Source organism: Bartonella vaga (assembly GCF_037070895.1).
Classification (GTDB): domain Bacteria; phylum Pseudomonadota; class Alphaproteobacteria; order Rhizobiales; family Rhizobiaceae; genus Bartonella.
Map to the genome: position 1 here is coordinate 51,456 of NZ_JAYMZK010000003.1, position 22,594 is coordinate 74,049.

General features: G+C 37.4%; 19 protein-coding genes. 7 read left to right on the forward strand and 12 right to left on the reverse strand.

The features are described from left to right. Positions 1-4: 4 nt before the first annotated feature. Positions 5-616 (reverse strand): DUF1134 domain-containing protein, encoded by a 612-nt coding sequence (locus WCP76_RS03040; protein ID WP_336294219.1) that lies wholly within the window; start codon positions 614-616, stop codon positions 5-7. Between the two features lie 215 nt (positions 617-831). On the opposite strand from WCP76_RS03040, the gene chpT reads away from it, so the two are divergent. Then, positions 832-1,470, forward strand: a complete 639-nt coding sequence (chpT, locus tag WCP76_RS03045; RefSeq protein ID WP_336294220.1) for a histidine phosphotransferase ChpT — start codon at positions 832-834, stop codon at positions 1,468-1,470. A 216-nt stretch (positions 1,471-1,686) separates the two neighbouring features. Here chpT and ctrA read toward each other — a convergent pair whose 3' ends face one another. After that, positions 1,687-2,388 carry a response regulator transcription factor CtrA gene (ctrA, locus tag WCP76_RS03050; protein WP_336294221.1) on the reverse strand — a complete coding sequence of 234 codons (702 nt, stop codon included), beginning with the start codon at positions 2,386-2,388 and terminating at the stop codon, positions 1,687-1,689. A gap of 580 nt (positions 2,389-2,968) precedes the next feature. Between ctrA and WCP76_RS03055 the strand changes: the two genes are divergently transcribed. Next, positions 2,969-3,355 carry a flagellar export protein FliJ gene (locus WCP76_RS03055; protein ID WP_336294222.1) on the forward strand — a complete coding sequence of 129 codons (387 nt, stop codon included), beginning with the start codon at positions 2,969-2,971 and terminating at the stop codon, positions 3,353-3,355. A 134-nt stretch (positions 3,356-3,489) separates the two neighbouring features. On the opposite strand, the gene sciP is transcribed toward WCP76_RS03055, so the two are convergent. Then, positions 3,490-3,765: a CtrA inhibitor SciP gene (gene sciP / locus WCP76_RS03060; protein WP_336294223.1), complete on the reverse strand. Its 276-nt coding sequence runs from the start codon at positions 3,763-3,765 to the stop codon at positions 3,490-3,492. A gap of 352 nt (positions 3,766-4,117) precedes the next feature. Between sciP and mnmA the strand changes: the two genes are divergently transcribed. Continuing rightward, positions 4,118-5,341 carry a tRNA 2-thiouridine(34) synthase MnmA gene (gene mnmA / locus WCP76_RS03065; RefSeq protein WP_336294224.1) on the forward strand — a complete coding sequence of 408 codons (1,224 nt, stop codon included), beginning with the start codon at positions 4,118-4,120 and terminating at the stop codon, positions 5,339-5,341. 54 nt (positions 5,342-5,395) lie between these two features. Here mnmA and WCP76_RS03070 read toward each other — a convergent pair whose 3' ends face one another. Beyond that, the gene (locus WCP76_RS03070) at positions 5,396-6,211 is read right to left on the reverse strand and encodes a TrmH family RNA methyltransferase (protein WP_336294225.1); all 816 of its coding nucleotides are present in this window, start codon (positions 6,209-6,211) and stop codon (positions 5,396-5,398) included. 677 nt (positions 6,212-6,888) lie between these two features. Between WCP76_RS03070 and WCP76_RS03075 the strand changes: the two genes are divergently transcribed. Beyond that, positions 6,889-7,797 (forward strand): cation diffusion facilitator family transporter, encoded by a 909-nt coding sequence (locus WCP76_RS03075; RefSeq protein WP_336294226.1) that lies wholly within the window; start codon positions 6,889-6,891, stop codon positions 7,795-7,797. A 78-nt stretch (positions 7,798-7,875) separates the two neighbouring features. Here WCP76_RS03075 and WCP76_RS03080 read toward each other — a convergent pair whose 3' ends face one another. The 5 genes from WCP76_RS03080 to WCP76_RS03100 form a co-directional block, all read right to left on the reverse strand. Next, positions 7,876-8,772, reverse strand: a complete 897-nt coding sequence (locus WCP76_RS03080) for a metallophosphoesterase family protein (RefSeq protein ID WP_336294227.1) — start codon at positions 8,770-8,772, stop codon at positions 7,876-7,878. Between the two features lie 166 nt (positions 8,773-8,938). After that, complete coding sequence (locus tag WCP76_RS03085) at positions 8,939-11,035, reverse strand: hypothetical protein (protein WP_336294228.1); 2,097 nt, start codon at positions 11,033-11,035, stop codon at positions 8,939-8,941. Next, positions 11,032-13,839 carry a DUF4159 domain-containing protein gene (locus WCP76_RS03090; RefSeq protein ID WP_336294229.1) on the reverse strand — a complete coding sequence of 936 codons (2,808 nt, stop codon included), beginning with the start codon at positions 13,837-13,839 and terminating at the stop codon, positions 11,032-11,034. The genes WCP76_RS03085 and WCP76_RS03090 overlap by 4 nt, the downstream gene beginning before the upstream one ends. Beyond that, the gene (locus WCP76_RS03095; RefSeq protein WP_336294230.1) at positions 13,836-14,744 is read right to left on the reverse strand and encodes a DUF58 domain-containing protein; all 909 of its coding nucleotides are present in this window, start codon (positions 14,742-14,744) and stop codon (positions 13,836-13,838) included. Before WCP76_RS03095 ends, WCP76_RS03090 begins: the two co-directional genes overlap by 4 nt. Beyond that, positions 14,744-15,775 carry an AAA family ATPase gene (locus WCP76_RS03100; protein ID WP_336294231.1) on the reverse strand — a complete coding sequence of 344 codons (1,032 nt, stop codon included), beginning with the start codon at positions 15,773-15,775 and terminating at the stop codon, positions 14,744-14,746. The genes WCP76_RS03095 and WCP76_RS03100 overlap by 1 nt, the downstream gene beginning before the upstream one ends. Before the next feature lie 246 nt (positions 15,776-16,021). On the opposite strand from WCP76_RS03100, the gene WCP76_RS03105 reads away from it, so the two are divergent. Next, entirely contained in the window at positions 16,022-17,275 is a 1,254-nt protein-coding gene (locus tag WCP76_RS03105; RefSeq protein WP_336294232.1) for a CCA tRNA nucleotidyltransferase, read from the forward strand. Between the two features lie 325 nt (positions 17,276-17,600). Here the strand turns inward: WCP76_RS03105 and WCP76_RS03110 are convergent, their stop codons facing one another. Further along, positions 17,601-18,062, reverse strand: a complete 462-nt coding sequence (locus WCP76_RS03110) for a tRNA (cytidine(34)-2'-O)-methyltransferase (protein WP_336294233.1) — start codon at positions 18,060-18,062, stop codon at positions 17,601-17,603. Between the two features lie 1,044 nt (positions 18,063-19,106). On the opposite strand from WCP76_RS03110, the gene WCP76_RS03115 reads away from it, so the two are divergent. Then, positions 19,107-19,550, forward strand: a complete 444-nt coding sequence (locus WCP76_RS03115; protein ID WP_336294234.1) for a PRC-barrel domain-containing protein — start codon at positions 19,107-19,109, stop codon at positions 19,548-19,550. Positions 19,551-19,703: 153 nt separating this feature from the next. Here the strand turns inward: WCP76_RS03115 and ychF are convergent, their stop codons facing one another. Then, complete coding sequence (gene ychF, locus WCP76_RS03120; RefSeq protein ID WP_336294235.1) at positions 19,704-20,807, reverse strand: redox-regulated ATPase YchF; 1,104 nt, start codon at positions 20,805-20,807, stop codon at positions 19,704-19,706. A gap of 257 nt (positions 20,808-21,064) precedes the next feature. On the opposite strand from ychF, the gene WCP76_RS03125 reads away from it, so the two are divergent. Beyond that, a complete protein-coding gene (locus WCP76_RS03125; RefSeq protein ID WP_336294236.1) occupies positions 21,065-21,832 on the forward strand; it encodes a L,D-transpeptidase in 768 nt (255 codons plus the stop codon). A 116-nt stretch (positions 21,833-21,948) separates the two neighbouring features. Here WCP76_RS03125 and pth read toward each other — a convergent pair whose 3' ends face one another. Then, entirely contained in the window at positions 21,949-22,530 is a 582-nt protein-coding gene (gene pth / locus WCP76_RS03130) for an aminoacyl-tRNA hydrolase (RefSeq protein ID WP_336294237.1), read from the reverse strand. Positions 22,531-22,594: the final 64 nt, after the last annotated feature.

The window sequence follows — 22,594 nt, forward strand, 5'->3', positions numbered from 1 at the left end:
CCATTTAAAATGGATTCCATGTCGGTGTGGGTGTTAATTTTAAATATCCTACATTAACGCCGAAGCGTGCACCAACTCCTGTACGTATCGGAACTAATAGGACGTTTTTATGCTGAAGGATATGAAAACCAACACCTGCTATTAAATAGGCTGAACCTGAAATACCACCATAGCGTCCCCATAAATTATTTATCTTATTAAGATTGTAGACTAAAATCATTAAACGAGAGCCTTGTCCACCAAAATCCCATCCTATAGAGGGTCCTTGCCAAAAAGCTTTCTGTTGTCCATAATTTTTAGTAAAAAGTGTTCCTTCGCCATAGGTTAGTCCAGCGAGAAAAGCACCAGACGCTTCTTCTCCTAAAATATAGGCATTTGGGTGACCATATCGTGAAAAAACATTTTGAATTGCTACTGCTATACCACTGGAAGTTTTTCCAAAGAAGATATGGCCGGAATCGATAATTTCTTGCAGCGAATAATAGGGTTCCTTTTGTTGTATTGGTTGGGATTGAGCATTTGCATGGTTTATGATTGTGCAGTTTATAACTATGAATAAAAGGAAGATTAAGGATACAATCCTTTTGTAGCAATGTGTTAAAAGAGGGAGAGCCATAGAGTTTTTTCCTTTTATAAATTACAAACCAAAAGATAATATTAGGATTTTTATTCTGTTCAAATAAAAAATGAGAGAATAAGATATATAAATCCTTAAATTTGTTTCTAAAAAAATTTTATCGTGATTGTTAAGGTTCCATATATGTGTGCATGGGATATTAAGAGTTTTGCTTTAAAATGAAACTTTTTAAAATCTAGGAGTTCTCAATAATTATGACGTTCACTGTTTCTTTGAATTCTACCGATCTTGCTGCTTTGCTTTGTAGTCGTATTTGCCATGATTTAATTTCACCTGTTGGCGCTATTCAAAATGCGATGGAGCTTTATGATGAAGGAGGAGCTGAAGAAGATGCTTTGCAATTGGTGCGTTGGTCCGTTGCCAGTGCTTCTGCACGTTTGCAATTTGCGCGGTTGGCTTTTGGTTTTTCCGGGGCAAGTGGAGGACAAATAGATACACGTTCTGCTGAGCAGGTTTCTCAGCAATATATGAAGGAAGAAAAGGCAATTTTAAAATGGCAGGCTCCTGCGTTGCTTTTACCAAAAAATGAAGTTAAACTTTTACTGAATTTATTATTGATAGCGAACGCAACAGTTTCTCGTGGGGGTGAAATCGTTGTTATGATTTTGCAGGACGAACATAAACGTTCTTTTCGGTTTGAGGTTTGTGGTAACAATTTACGTATTCCTTCTCATTTTATTGAGTTATATAATGGGAACATTAAGGAAGAACATATCGATGCTCATGTCATCCAATTTTATTATACGGTGTTACTTTCTGAGATGACAGATATGAAAATAAATATAGATGAAACCAACGGTTGTATTATTTTGGAAAGTGTGAAGAAGCTTTAAAATAAGATATAAGTGTTTAAGTTGTGTTGCAAAAATGTAGCTTAGATTTTATCTGAGAACGATGATGTTATATCTATAAATGGGAATTTTTGATTTTCTTAAGCCAGAAATATTCTCTATATACCTAAGAGATTTTCTGCGTGCGAGCTTTTATTGGAACAAAAAAAAATCTCGGCCCGCTGTACCCCGAGATTTTACAATGTGCGATTTCACTGTTTAAGCGGTTTTACGTACGTTATTTTCAACTGGGTCACGTAAGACATAACCACGTCCCCAAACTGTATCAATGTAGTTAACATTAGAAGAGACTGCTTCTAATTTTTTCCGCAATTTACAGATAAAGACATCAATAATTTTAAGTTCTGGTTCATCCATTCCACCGTAGAGATGATTGAGAAACATTTCTTTGGTGAGCGTGGTGCCTTTGCGCAAAGAGAGAAGCTCTAGCATTTGGTATTCTTTACCAGTTAAATGAACGGGATGTCCAGCAACTTCAACTGTTTTTGCGTCAAGGTTAACGGTGAGATCGCCAGTAACAATGATCGATTGCGCGTGCCCTTTAGAGCGACGAACAACCGCATAAATACGTGCAATTAACTCATCCTTGTGGAACGGTTTTGTCATATAATCGTCTGCACCAAAACCAAAACCACGTACCTTATCTTCAATGCCATTCATACCAGAAAGAATGAGGACAGGAGTTTTTATTTTTGCTAATCTCAGGGTTCGCAAGACATCATAGCCTGACATATCCGGAAGATTCAGATCAAGCAAAATGATGTCGTAATCATAGAGCTTACCTAAATCGACTCCTTCTTCACCTAGATCAGTAATATAGACATTAAAGTTTTCTGACTTTAGCATTAACTCAATGCTCTGGGTAGTTGCTTTATCATCTTCAATTAATAATACGCGCATCTTAGATCCCTCACTTCGCTCCTCCGAATCAGAAGGAGCACTTTATTATTTTATTAACTGCTGGTATAACCACTGTTAATAAAAAACAATTCATGAAATTAAACACTTAAAATAAAAGTGTTTATGAATATTTCAGTAGTACGCGTAACAATAACCACTGAATTCCCCACTATCTATTATAGTGGTTAACAAAATATTTTCATTTTTAAAAGGGATTTCAAAATTATTTTAGAAAAATCCCTTAGTTTTTAAAATTAATGAACAAGTGAAATGTTTTTGTATTCATTTAAAAAAATCTTATAAAAGATTCTTTTAAATTACTTTTTTACAATTTCAGTGTTTATTTACTGAGCTTTAAATCTCTTCATTCTATAGTGGATGCGAAAAGCAAAAAGATAGTTATTTTTTTTGAAAGAAAATTATGTTTGTAGACGCTTTGGGGAAAGATTAAGAAATTATATTTTAATGTTAGTCAAGTGGACTGTTTTCTTCAGAAATAGTGTAACTAAAATGTAGGTAAATGTACTAATTTTGGGTTAGTGCAATTTGCAATTGTTGGTGCAATTAAGGAGTAGTAAGCATGAAGCGACGGGGAAGTATGGTGCGATTGAGGATGTTTCAAGTGCGTGGAAAACGTCGTGAAATTGCACAGGTTGAGATGATGATAGCAGAATTTGAGCAGATGGTGTTAGAACTGGATACCCAAATTGTTAATGAAGAACGTAAATCTGGAAACAATAATGTTCATCACTTTGCTTATTCTGCTTTGGCTCGTGCGGCACGGCAAAGACGCGATAATCTTATAAACTCGATTCGTGATTTGCAGCTTCAAAAAACAAATGCTGAAATTGCTCTCCATGAAGTCAATACAGAATTACAACGTGCGCAGGTTCTTGAGAGGCGAAGAAAGAAAGCTGCAGTTGGGGATAATGGTACTTTAATTCAATCTAACTCCATGGCTGGATGATAGGTGATGATGCAAGCTATATAATTTTGGAGATATCTATCTGCTGAAAACATAAAAAGACAGCCAAACTTGATAAAAGTTTGGCTATTTTAAATAAACTTTTAAAGTTGTTATCAAATCATTATCAATAGCAACTAGTGCCGGTAGTTTTGAATTTTTGTCGTTCGTAATCCAGCTAAACCGTGTTCATCGATCAAACTTTGCCATGAAAGAAATTCTTCTACGGTCAAAGAATAACGCTGACATGCCTCATCAAGACTTAATAATCCACCTCTCACAGCCGCAACAACTGCAGCTTTGCGTCGGATCACCCAGCGCCTTGTTGTTTTCGGTGGTAAATCGGCAATTGTAAGCGGACTTCCATCCGGCCCCATAACATATTTCATTGGTAATTTTATCAAATTTTTCATTGTATCCTCTACCTTTAGTCAAGGACTTGATTCGTTTTTAAAACATGAAATTTAAAAAAGAGCTAAACGCGTTGAAAAAAAATTAATAAAGTAAGCCAACCTGTGAAAATGTGATACAAAATGAAGTGAGTGGAATAGTTTTTTGCGATGTTTTTATCGGATTTTTAAAAAACTTTTATTGTGCCTTATTTACATCACTATTTTTTGTTTGCAGCCATTTAAAAGAAAGTGATGCTGTTGGTTGTGTAAAGTACAAAAAAAATATAAAAGGACATAAGCATAAAAAGCAATGAACAGTGCGCATAAGTAAGAATGTGAACGAATGGATATCCATTAAATAGAGAATAAATGCATGTTTTTGAACAGTCTTGATTTACCAGGACGACCTGAAGATTCTCGCATTGTTGTAGCAATGTCGGGGGGAGTTGATTCATCGGTTGTTGCAGGCCTTTTGAAAAAGGAAGGGTATAATGTCATTGGAATTACGTTGCAGCTTTATGATTATGGTGCTGCAACACATAGAGTGGGAGCGTGTTGTGCAGGACAAGATATTGAAGATGCGCGCCGCGTAGCAGAGACATTGGGGATACCTCATTATGTTCTTGATTATGAAAAGCGGTTTCATGAAGCTGTAATTAATCCTTTTGCAGAAAGTTATGCGCACGGAGAAACTCCTGTACCATGTGTCGCATGCAATCAGACCGTTAAGTTTGCTGATTTATTAGCAACTGCGCGTGAGTTAGATGCAGATGCTTTGGCAACAGGACATTATATTCGCTCGCGTTCCAATGGTGTGCATCGAGCACTCTTTCGCCCCCTTGATGCTGATCGCGATCAGAGTTATTTTCTATTTGCAACAACACAAGAGCAGATTGATTATTTGCGTTTTCCGCTTGGTGATCTTTCAAAAGCACGTGTTCGTGAAATAGCAACGGGAATGGGCTTTGTTGTTGCTGATAAACCTGATAGTCAGGATATTTGTTTTGTTCCGCGGGGAAAATATTCTGATGTTATCACAAAATTGCGTCCAGAAGCTGTCAATCCTGGAGCGATTGTGCATATCGATGGACAAGTTTTAGGAAAGCATTCGGGAATTGTAAATTATACTGTTGGCCAACGTCGTGGTATTGGTGTTGCAACGGGTGAAGCGCTTTATGTGGTTTATCTTGATGTAGAAAATGCGCGTGTTATTGTTGGTCCGCGTGAAATGTTAGAAACACATAAGCTTTTTTTGCGTGATGTCAATTGGCTGGGTGATGAGCAGTTGGATAATTTTCCTCCTGGTGGCATTGAAATAGCTGTAAAAGTGCGTTCAACCCGTCCCCCCCATCTTGCTCGCCTACATTATCAAGAAGGTATATTTTTCGTTGATTTGTTAGAGCACGAAAGTGCTGTTGCACCAGGGCAAGCTTGTGTTTTTTATGATGGTAATGATAATGAATCACGCGTTCTTGGGGGAGGATTTGTGGCCCGTTCAGAACGTGCTGCTGATATTGAAGTGATGTTGAAGCGCGTTTTATGCAATCTGGAAACAAAAACTGCTGCTTCCTCCAAACTTGAAACAATCACTTCTTAAAAATAAATTAATCCATAGTGGGATATTTTTTATGAGTTTAGAGCGTTATTATTTTTAGTGGAGTTTATTAAAATCAGCAAAATGAGCAAGAGCAATACCTGATGCTGTGGCAACATTGAGGCTGTCGAAGCCGCGAGCCATGGGGATGCGTAAAGTTTCTGATTTTTGTAGCACATGGCTTGGTAAGCCATCACCCTCTGTTCCCAATATCAGTGCTGTCCTTTTTTTTGTTTTTGCTTGCTTGAGAGTGGATGGTGCAGAGGGGGATAGAGCATAAAGATGAAAGTCTGCATCATTTAAAGTTTCTATAATGTTGTTAATATTGGCGCCTCGCGTATAAGGTACTTTCAGCGCTGCGCCAGTAGAAACTCTGATTGATTTGCGGTAAAGTGGATCACACGAAGTTTTGTCAACGATGATGCCATTACTGGCGAAGGCAGCGGCGTTGCGAAAAATAGCGCCCATATTATCGTGATTAGAGATACCACATAAAACTAGAATCAAAGCTTTTTCTGGAAGATCTTTTAAAAAGCTTTGTAATAATGGTGGCATTTTTCGTTTACCAATACCGAGTACACCGCGATGAACATGAAATCCTGCAATTTCATCCATAATTTTTTGCGGAACGCAATAAATAGGGCATGCTGGTTGTGCTTTTTCTAAAAGTGGCATAAGCCCAGGAAGGCGTTCTATCACTGTGAGCAGTGAGAGAGCAGAAAACTCCTTCGAATGCAGTAATGCTGCTAATATTACTTTTCCTTCAGCAATAAATTGATGTTGTCGTCCAACAAGGTCTTTTTCACGGATTTTTTGATAGTCCTCCAGACGTGGGTCATCAGTTTCGTGAATTGTTATGATATTCAAACGCATACAGGGTTTTTAATGTTCTTTTTTTTAAATTTCCAGATGTGAAATGCTTGCTTTATTTCTGATAAAGAAAAAAATTCATTATTTTAAACCTATGATAGAATTCATGTTGACAAAATACAACCATGGGTATAGTATGAAGACACTGAGTACAGCACCGTGTATCGTGTTGTATCGGGTGCAGAGTCTTAGGTCCCCGCTATTTCCTAAGCTCTGCATATCCTTAATTTGCTAAGGGTAAAGAATCTGGGTCCCCAATGCCCAGATTCTTTTTTTTGGGGTAATTACTTCTCTTTTTCGCTCATAAAAATGATTTTCAAAGTTGTTTTAGCGGTTGTATTTTTTAATAAAGTTAGGTCGTAGCAAAATGCTGAACGATCTTTTCACTGCGCGTAATTGCGCTGATATACTAAAGATTTCTAAACAGTGCGTAAGTAAGATGCGTTTGACTTCTCTTAGAGGGTTAATTGCTTCTTTTTTGAGTTATATCCATACTACTCTATCCGTTATATTATACCGTATACCAAGCAGTTGCTGCAGTAACAATGGCTATAAGAGTCGTTTATTTTTTTGTGAAGCTTCTGTGATGTTGAGGAAATATTGGCAGATACGGAAAAAATACCATAGGGTGTAGGGCTGAAAATGTTATCCCTTATTTAGTTGAAGAAAAGGGTATGATTATGAATGTAAAAATCGATATACAAAGCTTGACTTTGTACTCTATTTTCATTGCTTGTATTATTTTTGCTTTAAAATATTGGGCATATTACCTTACTGGTTCAATCGCACTTTATTCTGATGCATTAGAATCAATCGTAAATATATTCGCTACATTGGCAGCATGGTGGGCTGTTAAGGTAAGTATGAAGCCGGCAGATCATAATCATCCTTTTGGACATCATAAGGCGGAATATTTTTCTGCGATTCTTGAAGGAATCCTGATCATTATTGCGGCAATTGTAATTTTAAGAGAAGCATGGATGGCTCTTTCAACTTTTCAGTTAGTACAAAAACCTGGAATATGGCTCGTGATTTATCTTGCTGCAAGTGCCATAAATTACATATGGGGTTGGGTTCTTATTCAACAGGGAAAAATCCACCGTTCACCCGTTCTTAAAGCTGATGGAATACACTTTATAACAGATGTTTTTACTTCACTTGCTATTTTAATTGGCCTCATTGCTTCTTTTCTGGGTGGATGGGGCGTCTTGGATCCGGTTTTAGCTATAATTGTCGCCGTTAATATTCTTTTGCAGGGGTGGAAGGTGATTAGCAGTGCCGTTCAAGGGTTAATGGATGTTGGGGTTGAATTGAATGAAACCATGCGAATTCGTGAGCTCATCTCTGCAAATGCCCACGGTGCACTTGAAGTACATGATTTGCTTACGCGTGTTGCTGGTAGAGTTACTTTTATAGAGTTTCATTTGGTTGTACCGGCAGCGATGTCGGTAGGAGAAGCGCATAAGATTTGTGATAAAATTGAAGCTGTTCTTCAAAAAGAATTTGATAATGTGCGTATTTCTATTCATGTAGAGCCTGAAGATGAGGCTAAGTTGCCTCCAGGTACAACAATGATTCCTTTTATATAAGGAATTTTCCAATTATATTATTATTTAAAATGCTCTGAACCAAAAGATATTTTTGTTTTTTACTTGTTTTACAAAGTGCTAAAGATCAATTGTTTCAGTACACGCTATTTCATTTTTTTTGTTTATAAAATTATAACGCTGCAATTGACAGTGCCATTGATGGTGAAGGCGCTCAATGGCGAATAAGTTGAAGCCTGCAGGTGGTTTTTTACCACCAAAAGCTTGTGATGCAGAAGCAACACCGACAATGGGAATTTTTCCCGTTGTTCCTTTAATGGTATTTAATGTAGGTAAATGAGTATGTCCGTGAAGAACGAGTTCGCAGCCGTGATGTTTTATAACGTCTAGAAAACGTTCTATGCCCCATAGCTTTTTATACCAAGAAGTTGCATGGTGAAAAGGAGGGTGATGTATTATAGCAACACGAAAAAGGTTGCGTGTTGCAGCTTCATTTAAAAGTTGTGATAAAACTTTCGCTTGCATTTTGCCAAAATAGCCAGAAGCTTGAAAGGGTGGTGTAGCGATAGCTGAAGAAGTGCCTATAATGGCGACATTATTGCGTATGCGCATATAAGGAAAAGCATTTTTTTGAGGGAAATCGCTCGTGATCCAAGGTTGAAAGAAAGCACATGCCTTTCGGAATGCTCCGTGGACATAAGCGTCATGATTACCAAATGTTAAAGAAATATTTTGAGGATTACCTTGCTTAAGTAACCAATTACGCGCTTGTTCAAATTCTTTATTGAGAGCAAGATTGACAAGATCACCGGAGATTACAAGGTGATCAGGATTTTTCTTGTTTAAGGTATCTATTAAAGCTTCTAGGACATTTCTTGCCATTTGGCTTTTACGTTTTCTTTGCCAATTCAGGTAGCCCGTAAGGCGTTTCCCAAAAAGTTCAGATAAGGAAGGTTGCGGCAGAGGTGAAAGATGCACATCTGATATATGGGCGAGGTAAAACATAGATATTAGCATAGCGTTGAAATTAATTTAGGCAATGAAAAAGACTATTAAGACAAGCTGATGCATTTTTGAGACAAGTGAGATAAGAAAAGATTGTTAAATGAGCAAACAGTTTTGTAAGAAAAGTCTTTGTAAAATAAGCCACATTTTAAAATTGTAGCTTAATTCTTAGAAACTTTTAACGGCTTTCACAATACCACATGCTGTTCAAAAGTAAAAGACAAGCGAGTAGTGCAAAGAAACCCGAAAAGATCGAAAAATAGAAGCTATTGACTAAACGGGTTTCCATCGCTTCTTTCAGAACAATTGAATGGTTATGGGGAGGTGTTGAGCCTATTTGTGATTGAATCAACTTGATCGGAGGAAGATTAATGCCTTCTTTTTCTTTGTTGTGTAAACGTGCTATGTATCCATCGGTGTATTTAATGATGGGGGCGAGCTTTTCTTCCGTTGAAATTAAGTCAAATAATTCCAGACTATCATGCGCTCCTACAGAAGCAAGAACTTTTAAATCGCTGTTTTTTATGGTAAAAATCCCTGTTTCATCCGTATTAATAGTTGTTGTAAAAACACCTTCTTGTTCTTTTATAAGGGCAATATTTTCTTTTTTTCCAGATGGAAAGGTTACTTCAACTGGTTCTGGGTGATCTTTGAGCGTTTGGCGACGAATCATTAAGCCACGATGGTTGCTTACCGCACTTAATTTTTCTTCTTCAAGTTCTGGTTCTTTCATAAGCCAATGGGCAATTCGACGATAAAGAGCTGCATAAGGGCCTCCACCCTCAAAACCTCTTGCCCAAAGCCAACTTTCATCAGAAAGCAACATCCCAACACGCCCTTTGCCAACACGGGAAAGAAGTAAAAGTGGTTGTTCATCAGCACCTTTCATGAGAGCAGTGCCTTGATTTATATTTTTAATTGCAATTTGCCTTAGCCATTGCCCCCATTGAGAAGCTGGATAGGTAGGCGTTGCAAGGTCCCGCGTAACAGGATGACGTTCACCTTCTTTGGTTAAGCTAGGCCGAAAAGGCTTTTGAATGATAACACCATTGGGTAATGCCGGTAGGATGCTTATTAGAGGTGTTTTTGCAAGTGAGTTTTTCTGGGTAAACTCAGGTCCTGTTATCATCAGTAATGCGCCACCCTTTTGTACATATTGAGCTATATAATCATAATAGATTAATGGGAGAACAGAAGAGTGTTGGTAGCCATCAAGAATGATAAGATCAAAATTATCAATCTCTTCAACAAAGAGCTTTCTTGTAGGAAACACCACAAGTGACAATTGGCTTAATGGCGTATTATCTGCTTTATTGGGAGGACGTAAAATAGTAAAATGAACAAGGTCAATATTGGAGTCTCCTTTCAAAAGATCGCGCCATGTTCGTTCACCATTATACGGTGCACCTGAAATAAGAAGAACACGTAAATTTTCTCTGATTCCTTCAATAGTGGTTATAGCGCGATTGTTTTCAAAGCTTAATTCACCTTTTTGCTCGTCAGTTGTAACTTGGATGATATTTTTGTCAGCATGAGGAAGAGTGATTTCAGTTTGAAAAATAATGCCAGGAATGACAGAATAATGTCCTACTTCTTCTCCATTAACACTTACAGTAATATTTGCTTTCTTTTCTAGAGATTCTTGAGATTGTCCTTTATCTTCTAAAAGGATGGAGATTGTTTGTGGTTTATTGATGAGGGCAAAGCGAGGAGGGGAAATAATTTTGATTTGGCGGTCAAATTCATTTGGTCTTCCTGTGATAAGAGCATTAGTAGGCGCTTTATGGTGAAAATCTGATAATGGTGGAATATCATGCACTTGTCCATCGGTGATAAAAATTGTGCCTGCATAACGAGATGGTGGTACATCAGATATAGCTTGTGTTAAAGCATGAAATAAATTTGTTGAGGGTGCATATTGATTATCAGCAAGTTTTCCAGCATCAATAAAACGGGGTTCAAATTGTGGATAATGCGCTAATGCGCTGGTTAATTGTGCACGTGCTGCATCGCTATCATTTTTACGTGTGCCAAATGTTTGGCTTTTACTGCGATCAATTACAATACCTACTGTGCTCTTAAGTGGTTCACGTTGCTCTTTTATAATCATCGGATTAAGCAAAGCAAGAATGAGTGAGGTTAATGCTATAAGGCGCAATAAAGATCCTTGGCGTCGTGCAACGAGCCCAATAATTACAAAAAAGGTGGATATACCTCCTAATAAGAGAATCCAAGAAAGAGGCAAAAAAGGTTGAAAAGTGAAGGATGGTATCATTGCCTTTTTTCTTTTTTAAAGCGTTCTAGGAGTGCTGGAACATGAACTTGGTCAGCTTTATAGTTTCCTGTAAGCACATAGATAACAATATTTAATCCTGCACGAAATGCCCAGAGGCGTTGCATCGGATCATTTGGGATAAGTGGATATTTCCACATTCCTTTTTCATCTAGTGCCCAAGCAGCGGCAAAGTTATTTGCAGTGATTAGGAGAGAACTTACATTATCACCTGTAGCAAGAAAATTTTTATTTTCTTTAGTTGTTGATGATGATTCAACCCATAAATGTGAACCACGGTAGAGACCGGGAAAATCTGGCATAATATAAAAAGAACGCGCAACAACATGATTAGTTGATGCTGGTTCGATCGCTGGAATATTTAATCCCTTTAAGATAGTTCGTAACCTTTGTGTGCTTGGGGTGGCAGCTCCTGTGAGATTAAGGTTGGTATTTATCTGATCACGTGTATCAAATAAAACAGTGCCTCCATGTTTCATAAAGGCGTTTATTTTTTCAAGATTTTTTTGTGTTGGTACAGGGCTATTAGCATCAATTGGCCAGTAAATGAGAGTATAAAAGGCGAGCTCATCTCTATCGAGATCAAGTGCTATCACAGAGCCGGGAGAAAGCATTGTGCGTTCTGCAATAAATTGACTCAGTGCTTCTAGTCCACTTTTACTAGTTGTGTCAATTTCATGGTTATGGGTTACAATATATGCAAGATGTGTAGAGCCAGCTGCTTGTACTATGGTCTCATTATGATTTTTTACGTTTTGTGCATGAACTGTTGGTACATGCGAAAACAAGGTGATGAAACTTATTATAAGAGGGAGAAAAAGGAGAATATTTTTTCTTCTATTAAGAAAAAAAGTACCACCCATCCATAAAATTAAAAAATTGTCAAAGACGAATAATAGTATGGCTAATCCTAAAAGTGGCCCAGTAAGACGTTTTTCTTTTGTATCGTAAGATAAAGAATTCTTGTTTAGAGAGGGCAGCAATGATGATTGTTTCATAAGGCGTGATGAATGGTTTAAGATATTGAGTGCATAAAAATTATTTTTTACGCCATAAAGTCCAGGTGGAGTATTATAGGAGGGACGGAGTGGTTCTTGGGTATCAGGAATTAGTGGAACAACATGAGAGGGAGGTGTTTGCAATTGTCCGTTGGCGGTAATTGTTCGCCAAGGATTCTGTGCGGTTGTTTTTTGTTCTATGTATGTTTGATTTATACTTCCGTAGGAACTTAATGTGATTAGTTTCTGTAACATTTGTGCAAAAAAGCCAGAAAGAGGGAAATTTGACCATGTAGGATCGGGAGCTATATGAATAAAAATGAGTGTTCCCTTACCGCGATTAGTGGCTGTAATAAGAGGGGTTCCATCAGAAAGACTGAGCCACGTTTTCTCAAAAAGATTGGGGATTGGTTCTGCTAGAATTTGGCGTGAGACAGTAATATCTTCCGGAAAAGGAAGATCAAAGAAAAAGCTGTTTTTTGTAAAAGGTGCAAGTTTTTGCGGTTTTGTCCAAGACATAATACTCCCGAGCAAACGTTTACCAGGACGCAGTGGCACTGGAAGTAGGCTATCATAGTGTTCCGCAGTACTCAGGTTTTCTCCTGCAAAGCGGATAAGTGTTCCCCCTTTATTCACAAAATTAGAGAGCTTTTTTTCTGCTTCTTCTGGCATGTTAACAATATCACCCATAATGAAAACAGAAGGATTTTGTTTGAGTAAATGATCAATATCAGTCGAAAGTCCTCTTCCATTGGCTGTTATAAGCTGTGTATTATCTTGTAATGCCTTTATAATATAGTAAAATGGAGAGAGCAAAGGTTGTGTCATTTCATTGGTATTTTGTGAGAGGAGAGCAACTCGGCTCACTCTATTATGGCTATTGACTAAAAAGGTAGCCGCAGCATGAGCTTGGTTATTGATTTTTACCCAAGCAACGTCGTTGCGCAATTCAAGCGGTATGTTAAAAGGAACAAGTGTTGTTGTTTCTCCTTCAATAAAGTTGGTTATAAATTGGCCAAGAAGTTTATTGTTTAAATCATAGAGGCTCAGTGTGGCAGGGGTCTCGTTGTGTGTTGTCGAACGGATGACGCGCGCTACCATTGTTCCCTTGTTACTTTCTATTGCTGTTATACCGATTAAATCGGAAATATCAGCTAAGTACCATAAGAATGTTTTTGGTTTTAACTGTTCAATAAGAGCAAAAGCTTGGTCATCGTCACTTGTTTGTAATCCATCACTTAAGTAAGCAATATCAAGGGCTTTGCCTTTGGTTATTTCGATTAATTTTTTTAGTACATTCACGCGATTAACAGGCCAAGGGCGGGGTTGCAAATGCATTAACTTTTGTTTTGTGGCTTTAGCAGAGAGGGGACCCATATTGGAGGTATCATTTTCAGCTGTTGCAAGAAAATAAATATCTTTTTTCTGTTTTTCTGCTTGTTCAAGAAGAGTTTCGGCAATGGAAACACGTTTTTTCCATTCTTTTGCAGATGCCCATCCATTATCGAGAATGAGTACAAGTGATTGAGATCCGGAAAGCATAACCGGCTTTTTGTTCCAAGTGGGTTGTGCCAAAGCGATAATAATGATTGCTGCCATAGTTAACCGTAATAACAGTAACCACCAAGGTATTTGGTTTGCAGTTTCCTGCTGATTAGTCGACTTTTGTAGAAAACGTAAAGGAGGAAAAAGCTCTTTATGCGGGGATGGAGGTGTTATACGTAATAACCACCATATGACTGGTAGAGATAAAAGTCCGAGTAACAGCAGTGGGGCGGCAAAACTCAAAGCTCCCTCCTGTAAGATGGAGAGGCGTTAATTTTGTTCGCGAGGTGCAAAACAGTTTCTGTTAAGGATTGGTCTGTGGTATTTACATGATAAGTCCATCCTTGGCGTGAGCAAAAATTTTCTAATTCTTGTCGTCTTGCTTTATACAGCTTGCAATAATGTTCACGAAGATTTTCTGCTTTTCCGAAAACTTGTTTTTCTTTTGTTTCAGGATCAAAAAACTCTGTACGACCTTTATAGGGAAAGTTTTCTTCTGCGGGATCAGAAACTTCAATTAAATGAGCTCTAACCCGTTTTGTAGATAAAATGGTTAAATGTTTGATGATCTTTTCAGAAGAATCGAGAAAGTCGCTTATTATGATGGCGTGTGAAAAGCGCGTAATAGCTGAAAAATCTGGAAATGCATTTTCATCTGAATGATTTGCTAACGCTAAAGCTACACGTTCTATTACATTGGATGCCATTGTAGGAGGCATTAAGTCTGGAATAGCAATACGTTCGCCATTGCGTGCAAGAAGCATTGCTAATGCAAGGGTAAGAATGATGGCATAATTACCCTTAGAAATTTTGGAAAAGCGAGAACAATAATGCATAGATGCACTCTGATCAGGCCATAGCCAAACTGTCTGTGTCATTTCCCATTCGTGTTCGCGTAGGTAAGTATGTTCATCACGTGCTGAACGACGCCAATCAATGTGTGTAATGGGTTCTCCTTCAACATAAGGGTGAAATTGCCAAAAATTTTCCCCATTACCACGCTTGCGTCGACCATGCCATCCGGTTATCAGTGTATTGGCTATAAGATGTGCCTGTAAAAGAAAATATGGCATCTGCGTAGCATCTTTATGCAGCTTAGAAGCAAGTGACATTGGGTGCTTTTTGAAAACTTTTTTACCAAGAGCCATTATAGGATGTCTTTCACGAGATTATTTATAACATCTTTTACGGTTATATTTTCGGCACGTGCAGAAAAATTAAGTGCCATTCGGTGCTGTAATACGGGGTAAGCTAATGCTTCAACATCATCAAGTGATGGAGCTAAACGTCCGTAATAAAGAGCGCGAGCGCGAACACAAAGTGAAAGAGCTTGTGACGCTCGTGGGCCAGGTCCCCAAGCAACATAACTATTGGCAAGAGTGTTGTTCTTATGGGGGCGAGCTGAACGGACGATCTTTAAAATGGCTTCTATAATATTTTCTGAGATAGGCATTTTGCGAACGATATTTTGAATTTTTTTCAGTTTTTGAGCTGACAAAATCGGTCTTACACTTTGGTTTTTCTCTTTCGTTGTTTCCAAAATAATACGTCGTTCTGTTGTTAAATCAGGATAGTCAATATCAATTTGCATCAAGAAGCGATCCAGTTGTGCTTCAGGAAGTGGGTAGGTTCCTTCTTGCTCGAGAGGGTTTTGAGTTGCAAGTACATGAAAAGGCTGAGGTAAATCATAACGGGTACCAGAAACGGTGATATGATATTCTTGCATGGCTTGTAAAAGGGCTGATTGCGTGCGAGGAGAGGCACGGTTAATTTCATCAGCCATAAGAAGCTGCGTAAAAATAGGGCCTTGAATGTAGCGGAAAGAGCGCTTACCACTTTTATCGGAATCCATAACTTCAGAGCCGATAATGTCCGATGGCATTAAGTCAGGCGTAAATTGGATACGTTTTTCATCAAGTCCTAATACCGTTCCTAATGTTTCAACAAGCCGCGTTTTAGCAAGTCCTGGAGCACCAACAAGAAGAGCATGTCCACCAGAAAAAATAGTTGTTAAAGTATATTCAATTACATGATTTTGTCCAAAAATAACTTTGTCAATCTCTTGTTGTAGAATACCCAGTTCTTTATGTATTGTATTAATGTCATCAATAATCACTTGGGCATCATTCTTGATACTGGCCTTTTTTTTAGAATTAAATGATGTATCACTTTGACTCATATTTCTTCCTTAAGGCATTTGTCGTAAAATCGATAATTTCTTTTATATGATAATGAATATTATATGATTTGTATCAGAAAATGAGAAGAAAAGAAGTATAATATGCTATTTTTTTAATATTCGTGCGCAGATAGAGAAATTTGTTTGGGATCAATAAATGCATTATATAATGTATCTTCTAAAAATATTTTTCTATGAGGAGATTTTTTTGAGATAATGAGAAAGAATTTTTTGAAAGGTTAAAGGGTGGGCATAAGGCGAAATTTTGAACAGGTTGCGTGGTTACAGAATAGTGACATCCAAACACTTCTTCATCTTTTGTCTTTTGATGGTGAAGAGGCGCGTATTGTGGGGGGAGCTGTGCGCAATCAGCTATTAGAGCAGCTTATTAGTGATGTTGATATTGCTACAACCTGTTTTCCTCAACAAGTTATAGAGCGTGTAGAAAAAGCAGGATTTAGAGCTATTCCTACAGGGGTTGCATTTGGTACAGTAACGGTTGTTACTCGGTCATGTTCTTATGAGGTTACAACCCTCCGCTCTGATATTGAAACGGATGGTCGCCATGCAAAAGTGGTATTTTGTCGGGACTGGCAAAAAGATGCTGAACGGCGGGATTTTACGATTAATGCGCTTTATTGTGATGCTGTTGGTCACATTTATGATTATGTGGGAGGTTTAAACGATATCGCTAGTCGAACAGTACGCTTTATTGGTATTGCGGAGAATCGTATTCGCGAAGATTACTTGCGTATTTTGCGATTTTTTCGCTTTTTTGCCTGGTATGGTGCAGGACGACCTGATGTACAAGGCTTGAAAGCGTGCGTTTATTTAAAACATGGTCTACAAAAACTTTCATCTGAGCGTATTTGGGGAGAGATGAAGAAGCTTCTCGCTGCTCCAGATCCAACACGTGCTCTTTTATGGATGCGACAAAGCGGAATTTTGACACTCATTTTTCCTGAAACAGAAAAATGGGGCATTGATACAATCCACTTATTGGTAAAAGTAGAACAGGCTCTTGGTTGGAAAATTGATCTGTTGTTACGCCTAGAAAGTCTTCTTCCTCCTGACCCTATACGTCTCCATGAAATGGCCCAGCGCTTACGTTTGTCTCATAAAGAAACGATACGATTAACGGAATGGGCAAAGTTGAAAATGATTAGCCAAAATTGTTCAGATTTTTTTGTGCAAAAACTTATGTATTTTCATGGTCGACAGCCGGTTTTAGATCAATTATCTTTGTCTGTGGCTTCATCATATGTTGATGCTATGGAGGGAAATGGAGTTTCGCAAAAAGCAAAGGATTTTATTAGGCTTTATCAGCTTGCTCTAAAATGGCAGATTCCGACTTTTCCTATTAATGGCAAGGATTTGATGCAGAGAGGTTTTTCTAAAGGAGTACTTTTAGGGAAAAAACTCAAAGAGATAGAAATGATATGGGTTGAAAGCGGGTTTTTAATGGATCGTAATGCATTATTAGAAAAAATTAGTCCATAATGTGAATTTTTACAAAGACGCTTTTTTTTATGGTTTATGGCTGGAGTTGTTTCCAGCTTTTGTTTTAAACTGTGTGTTTATTTGCAGCGGAAATGATATGCTGAACTATTATCTTTCTAACTCTACGAAGTTCTTTCTTGATGGTTTGCAAAGGTATTTTGTATTTTATCTCAGAAGCACAATCAAGGAAGTATGAGGTTTTATGGAACTGTTGGATTCTAGAAAAATGTGATGATTGCACTCTTTTAAAAATCGTTTACTATTTGCAGAATACAGGTATATCTTGTCAGTATAATATACTGAAATCCTCAGTGAAATTTTTCTATTATATATTATAACCAATTTGACGAAGTGCTTCCCCTGTTGTTATGGCTACGCTCATTGCAAGATTTAAAGAGCGTGTGCGTGGTTGTATGGGGATTTTTAATGTATAATCAACGGCTTCATGGACATAATCGGGAGCACCTGCCGATTCACGACCAAAAAGTAAAACATCGTTTTTCTTATAACATATCTGCGTATAGCATGTCTCTGCTTTTGTGCTCAAAAGAAAAAGACGACGGTTCAAGTGTTTCATTGTGCTTATAAAATGTTGCCAATCAGTGTGTCTCTCTAGGGAAGCATATTCGAGATAATCCATGCCTGATCGCTTAAGGTTACGGTCCGATAGATCAAACCCTGCAGGTTCAATAATGTGAACATGCAAACCAAAACAAGCACCAAGACGCAAAATTGCTCCAGTATTACCAGCAATATCAGGTTGAAAAAGAGCAATGTGAAGTGTCATATTTCATATAATATGATTTTTTCTTTGTGTTTGTAAAGAGCTTCTTGTGGCTTGTCGAGAAATGTAACTGAAAAGAACTTGGTTTTTCTTTTGGTTGTTATTCCCTTTAAATTTCAGAAAAAAGTTACAGACATAGGCTTGGCTGAGATAAACAGGAGGGAGTTTCCCACCATATTTAATTATATCTGAAATGAATTGGTTCATTCTGGTAAAACAAAATATTTATAGAGTAAGTTTGGATTATTAAATTCAATTTCAATCGTCAAAATATGTATTATCTGTGAAATTTGATTAGAGCCTGAGATGATGGAATTTATAGGTTTTACTGAATCTAAAACTAACTTTATTTGGAGAAAGCGTAGAAGAGTTATTGGGTGATTTCAAGCGCATTGATTTCGGTAAGATTATTTTACTATAATGATTGAAGTGTATGCAGGAAATAACGCGTAAGATTGTATATAACGTCTGCAAAAAATTTCATAAATGCAGATATTGAACTTGATCTAATTTAACGTCAGGCCGTAAATTAACTTTCTTACAATATCTCTGAATATTTACTTTTAATACAAGAGAGTATATTAAATACGCCACAATTTTAAAGATTATATTACTACATTCTTCGGTAATACACACGGCATCTTTAAGATTCTATTTTTCTAATACAATAAATGGTACTAGCAGTTTGAATGATGTGTTTGTTTGAAGGATAATATTTTTTCCTATGAGGATGAAATACCAGAAACATTTGAGCATTATACGTGTGATGTTTCTACATTTTTAATGTGAGCTACAGATCTTTATATGGAGGTTCGTAAAAAAACCGGTTTTAAGGTTATTTTATTTTTTTAACAATTTTGAGGGGAGTTATTTATATTTTAAAAGTCCGCATCTGGTGTGGTTTCAAGGGGGAGTTTTGGAAAAAATAAAGACTGAAGAGGAGAAAAAGCCTGGAATACAGGTCTTTTTAGGGCGTAGGGAACAAATCTTGTTATGATGCATTGAGACTTTGTAAAGTAAAAGCAAAGTAAAAACGGAGATGTTAAAATGAAAAAAATTACATGTACTACTCTGATGTTATTTTTGATGGCTTCTAGTGCTTATGCTCAGTCTTTCACTGTACCCTCTAGTAAACCTGAAATGATTTCTGCAACGGGTATTGTACAAGTGGGATCAGATATGTCTGTGCGTTATGTTACACCTTTAGCAACTGATTTTGTTGCTTCGAGCCTTATTGGTGCGTATGTATACAATATAGAAAATGAAAATATCGGTGAAGTAAAAGATATCATTCTGCGTGAAAATAACATTGCGGGGTTTGTTATTGCTGTTGGTGGTTTCCTTGGTATCGGGGAGAGTTATGTAGTTGTTTCTCCAGAGACAATCCAGATGACAAATGATTATGGAAAGTGGAAACTTATTACGAATGCTACAAAGGATTCTTTAAAAGATGCTCCAACGTTTAAATATGAAGGACGTTGGACACGCTAACTTCTATTTCCATCCTTCTATGAAGAAAACAGTTGCTGTCATATTATATGATGGCGCTGTTTCTTATAGACAATCTCGTGAAGGTTTTGCAACAATTTTATAAATGAAATTATTACAACACCTTCAAGATAAAACTTTAAAATGAAGTGGGTATTAGGTATTATGTTTAAACAGCATGATATCGCCGTCTTGTACAATGTATTCTTTTCCTTCATCACGAGCTCTACCTGCTTCTTTTGCGCCATTTTCTCCATCAAAAACGATATAATCATTATAGCTGATGGTTTGGGCGCGAATGAAGCCACGTTCAAAGTCTGAGTGAATGACACCAGCCGCTTGGGGCGCTTTAGTACCGCGTGCAATTGTCCATGCTCGTGTTTCTTTAGGACCACAGGTGAAATAAGTAATTAGATCCAGTAAATGGTAGCCAGCACGAATAAGGCGATTAAGACTCGGTTCAATAAGCCCAAGGGTATTAAGATACTCTGAGGCTTCTGTATCATTAAGTTGGGTGATTTCAGATTCGATGGCAGCAGAAATAATAATGCTTTGAGTATGTTGTTCTGTTGCCATTTTTTCAACTGTTTGGGTAAAACTATTTCCATGAGCAGCGTCATTTTCACTTACATTGCAAACATAAAGAACGGGTTTTGCAGTTAAAAGGTTTAAACCATCAAGTGTGCGGCGTTCATCGGAAGAAATATCTTTGAGTAATAGCCGGACAGGATTCCCATTTTGCAGTAAATTTAATGATGCTTCCATTATAGGTAGAATTATGAGAGCTTCTTTATCTTTTCCAGTTGCACGTTTACGGATTTGTACGATCCGTCGCTCAAGACTTTCAAGATCTGCAAGCATTAGTTCCGTTTCAACAGTTGTGGCATCAGAAATAGGATTAATGTGTCCTTCTACATGGGTAATATCTTCGTCTTGAAAACAACGTAAAACATGGATAATAGCATCGACTTCACGGATATTGGCTAAAAACTTATTGCCTAAACCTTCACCTTTTGACGCGCCACGTACAAGTCCAGCAATATCAACAAAACTGATGCGTGTGGGAACGATTTCTTTTGAACCCGCAATAGATGCAACTTTTTCTATTCGTGAATCTGGAACAGCAACTTCGCCGGTATTGGGTTCAATTGTACAAAAAGGATAATTGGCAGCTTGTGCTGTAGCTGTTTTTGTTAGTGCATTAAAAAGGGTTGATTTACCAACATTAGGTAATCCCACAATACCGCATTTAAAACCCATGAGTGTCTTCTTTTCTATTGATTTGACCAAGATAAAGCTTCTTTGGAATTTTTATAGCATATTTTGAGAAGAGTCATAGTCTTCATCCGGCTATATGGAAGGAAAAAGTTTATGTTGAAAAAATGAGTTATATTTTTTTCTATATTTTGCGCTCTCTAATTTTAAGGGTAAGGAAATTTTAAGTTAATGTTAATAGTGCGCTAAGTTTTTCATAGTATACGAGCTTTCATAAAGAATTAATCGGAGAAAATATAAGAGTGTTGTCTCGTCGTTCCTTTTTAATTGCAGTACCTTTGGCTTTAGTTGGATGTGCTACTCGTCAATTAGATATGTCATCTATTTCTTCTCAATCCGTCCAATATATTCCAGAAGAAATACAAGCCTTGTATGGCCCTATAACAAATGAGTCTTACTCATTACCTGCGGTTGACCTTTCAACAATTGATCCAAAATTTTGGCGTCAACAAGTGGTATATTATACATCTTATCCAGCTGGGACATTGGTCATAGATATGCAGGATTATTTTCTTTACCTTATTGGTGAAAATGGGCAAGCTTTGCGTTACGGTATTGGTGTCGGTAAGGAAGGATTAGCATTTGAAGGTGAAGGGATTGTACAGCGCAAACGCCGGTGGCCAAGTTGGGCTCCTACGGCGGCAATGATGGCTCGAGAACCAGAGCGTTATGGTCATTTGGGGCAAGGAATGCCACCAGGACCTGATAATCCATTGGGTGCACGAGCACTTTATCTTTTCAAAAATGGACGGGATACACTTTTCCGCATTCATGGTTCACACGAATCGTGGTCAATTGGACGTGCTGTTTCAAGTGGATGTATTCGTTTACTTAATCAAGATATTATAGATCTTTATGATCGTGTTCCCATTGGTTCACGTGTGGTTGTGATACAAAACAATGAGGATACATCCAGAGTTTTAAATCAACAACCGAATGTATACGATCCGTTACAGTCCATTGTTAATCCAAACAAATTTTTAAATTCCAAAAAGGGTGCATTTGGCTAGCATTTCTTAATCATTTTAAGCATTACTTCTTACTCTCCTTTTCAAAAAAGAGTATTATGTACAAGAATTGCACAAAGAAATATTGATTTATTTCCATGTCTTAGAAAAATAAGCTGTTATCGTAGATTTTTGTTTTTTATTGCTTGTGAGACTTCATTCATAAAGAGACACTTGTTGCTCTGAATAAGGAGATCGATATTTTTTGCAATTGCGTCTAATAAAGGAAATAACCACTCTTGGTCAGATTTTGTAAAATTTCCCAAAACATGCTGATGAACAAGCTCTTTGGAACCAGGATGTCCGATCCCTAAGCGTACACGGCAGTAGTCAGTGCCACAATGGGCATCAATAGACTTTATGCCATTATGCCCATTATTTCCTCCACCGATTTTTACACGTACTTTTCCTGGAGGTAAGTCTAGCTCATCATAAATGATAATTAAATTCTTCAAATCTAATTTATAAAATCGCAAGGCTTCACCAATAGCTTGCCCAGAGAGATTCATGAAAGTTTGAGGCTTTATAAGAAAAGTCTTTTTACCATTTATAGAACCATTAGAAATTTCGGCTTGAAATTTTTTCGACCATGGAGAAAAAGAGAAGGACTGGTAAATGGCATCAATAGCCATGAAACCGATATTATGTCGATTATTTTGGTAGCGTAAACCAGGATTGCCAAGACCAGCAATAAGCCACATGTGCGCCTTCAGTAAAGTGTGAGGGAGTAATGAATATCTAAAAAATTAAGGCGGGAAAATGCCC

What these genes read in the sequence shown, in the direction of transcription:
- WCP76_RS03040 (WP_336294219.1), bottom strand. Translation starts at nt 616, where the DNA reads ATGGCTCTCCCTCTTTTAACACATTGCTACAAAAGGATTGTATCCTTA.
- chpT (WP_336294220.1), top strand. Translation starts at nt 832, where the DNA reads ATGACGTTCACTGTTTCTTTGAATTCTACCGATCTTGCTGCTTTGCTT.
- ctrA (WP_336294221.1), bottom strand. Translation starts at nt 2,388, where the DNA reads ATGCGCGTATTATTAATTGAAGATGATAAAGCAACTACCCAGAGCATT.
- WCP76_RS03055 (WP_336294222.1), top strand. Translation starts at nt 2,969, where the DNA reads ATGAAGCGACGGGGAAGTATGGTGCGATTGAGGATGTTTCAAGTGCGT.
- sciP (WP_336294223.1), bottom strand. Translation starts at nt 3,765, where the DNA reads ATGAAAAATTTGATAAAATTACCAATGAAATATGTTATGGGGCCGGAT.
- mnmA (WP_336294224.1), top strand. Translation starts at nt 4,118, where the DNA reads ATGTTTTTGAACAGTCTTGATTTACCAGGACGACCTGAAGATTCTCGC.
- WCP76_RS03070 (WP_336294225.1), bottom strand. Translation starts at nt 6,211, where the DNA reads ATGCGTTTGAATATCATAACAATTCACGAAACTGATGACCCACGTCTG.
- WCP76_RS03075 (WP_336294226.1), top strand. Translation starts at nt 6,889, where the DNA reads ATGAATGTAAAAATCGATATACAAAGCTTGACTTTGTACTCTATTTTC.
- WCP76_RS03080 (WP_336294227.1), bottom strand. Translation starts at nt 8,772, where the DNA reads ATGCTAATATCTATGTTTTACCTCGCCCATATATCAGATGTGCATCTT.
- WCP76_RS03085 (WP_336294228.1), bottom strand. Translation starts at nt 11,035, where the DNA reads ATGATACCATCCTTCACTTTTCAACCTTTTTTGCCTCTTTCTTGGATT.
- WCP76_RS03095 (WP_336294230.1), bottom strand. Translation starts at nt 14,744, where the DNA reads ATGGCTCTTGGTAAAAAAGTTTTCAAAAAGCACCCAATGTCACTTGCT.
- WCP76_RS03100 (WP_336294231.1), bottom strand. Translation starts at nt 15,775, where the DNA reads ATGAGTCAAAGTGATACATCATTTAATTCTAAAAAAAAGGCCAGTATC.
- WCP76_RS03110 (WP_336294233.1), bottom strand. Translation starts at nt 18,062, where the DNA reads ATGACACTTCACATTGCTCTTTTTCAACCTGATATTGCTGGTAATACT.
- WCP76_RS03115 (WP_336294234.1), top strand. Translation starts at nt 19,107, where the DNA reads ATGAAAAAAATTACATGTACTACTCTGATGTTATTTTTGATGGCTTCT.
- ychF (WP_336294235.1), bottom strand. Translation starts at nt 20,807, where the DNA reads ATGGGTTTTAAATGCGGTATTGTGGGATTACCTAATGTTGGTAAATCA.
- pth (WP_336294237.1), bottom strand. Translation starts at nt 22,530, where the DNA reads ATGTGGCTTATTGCTGGTCTTGGCAATCCTGGTTTACGCTACCAAAAT.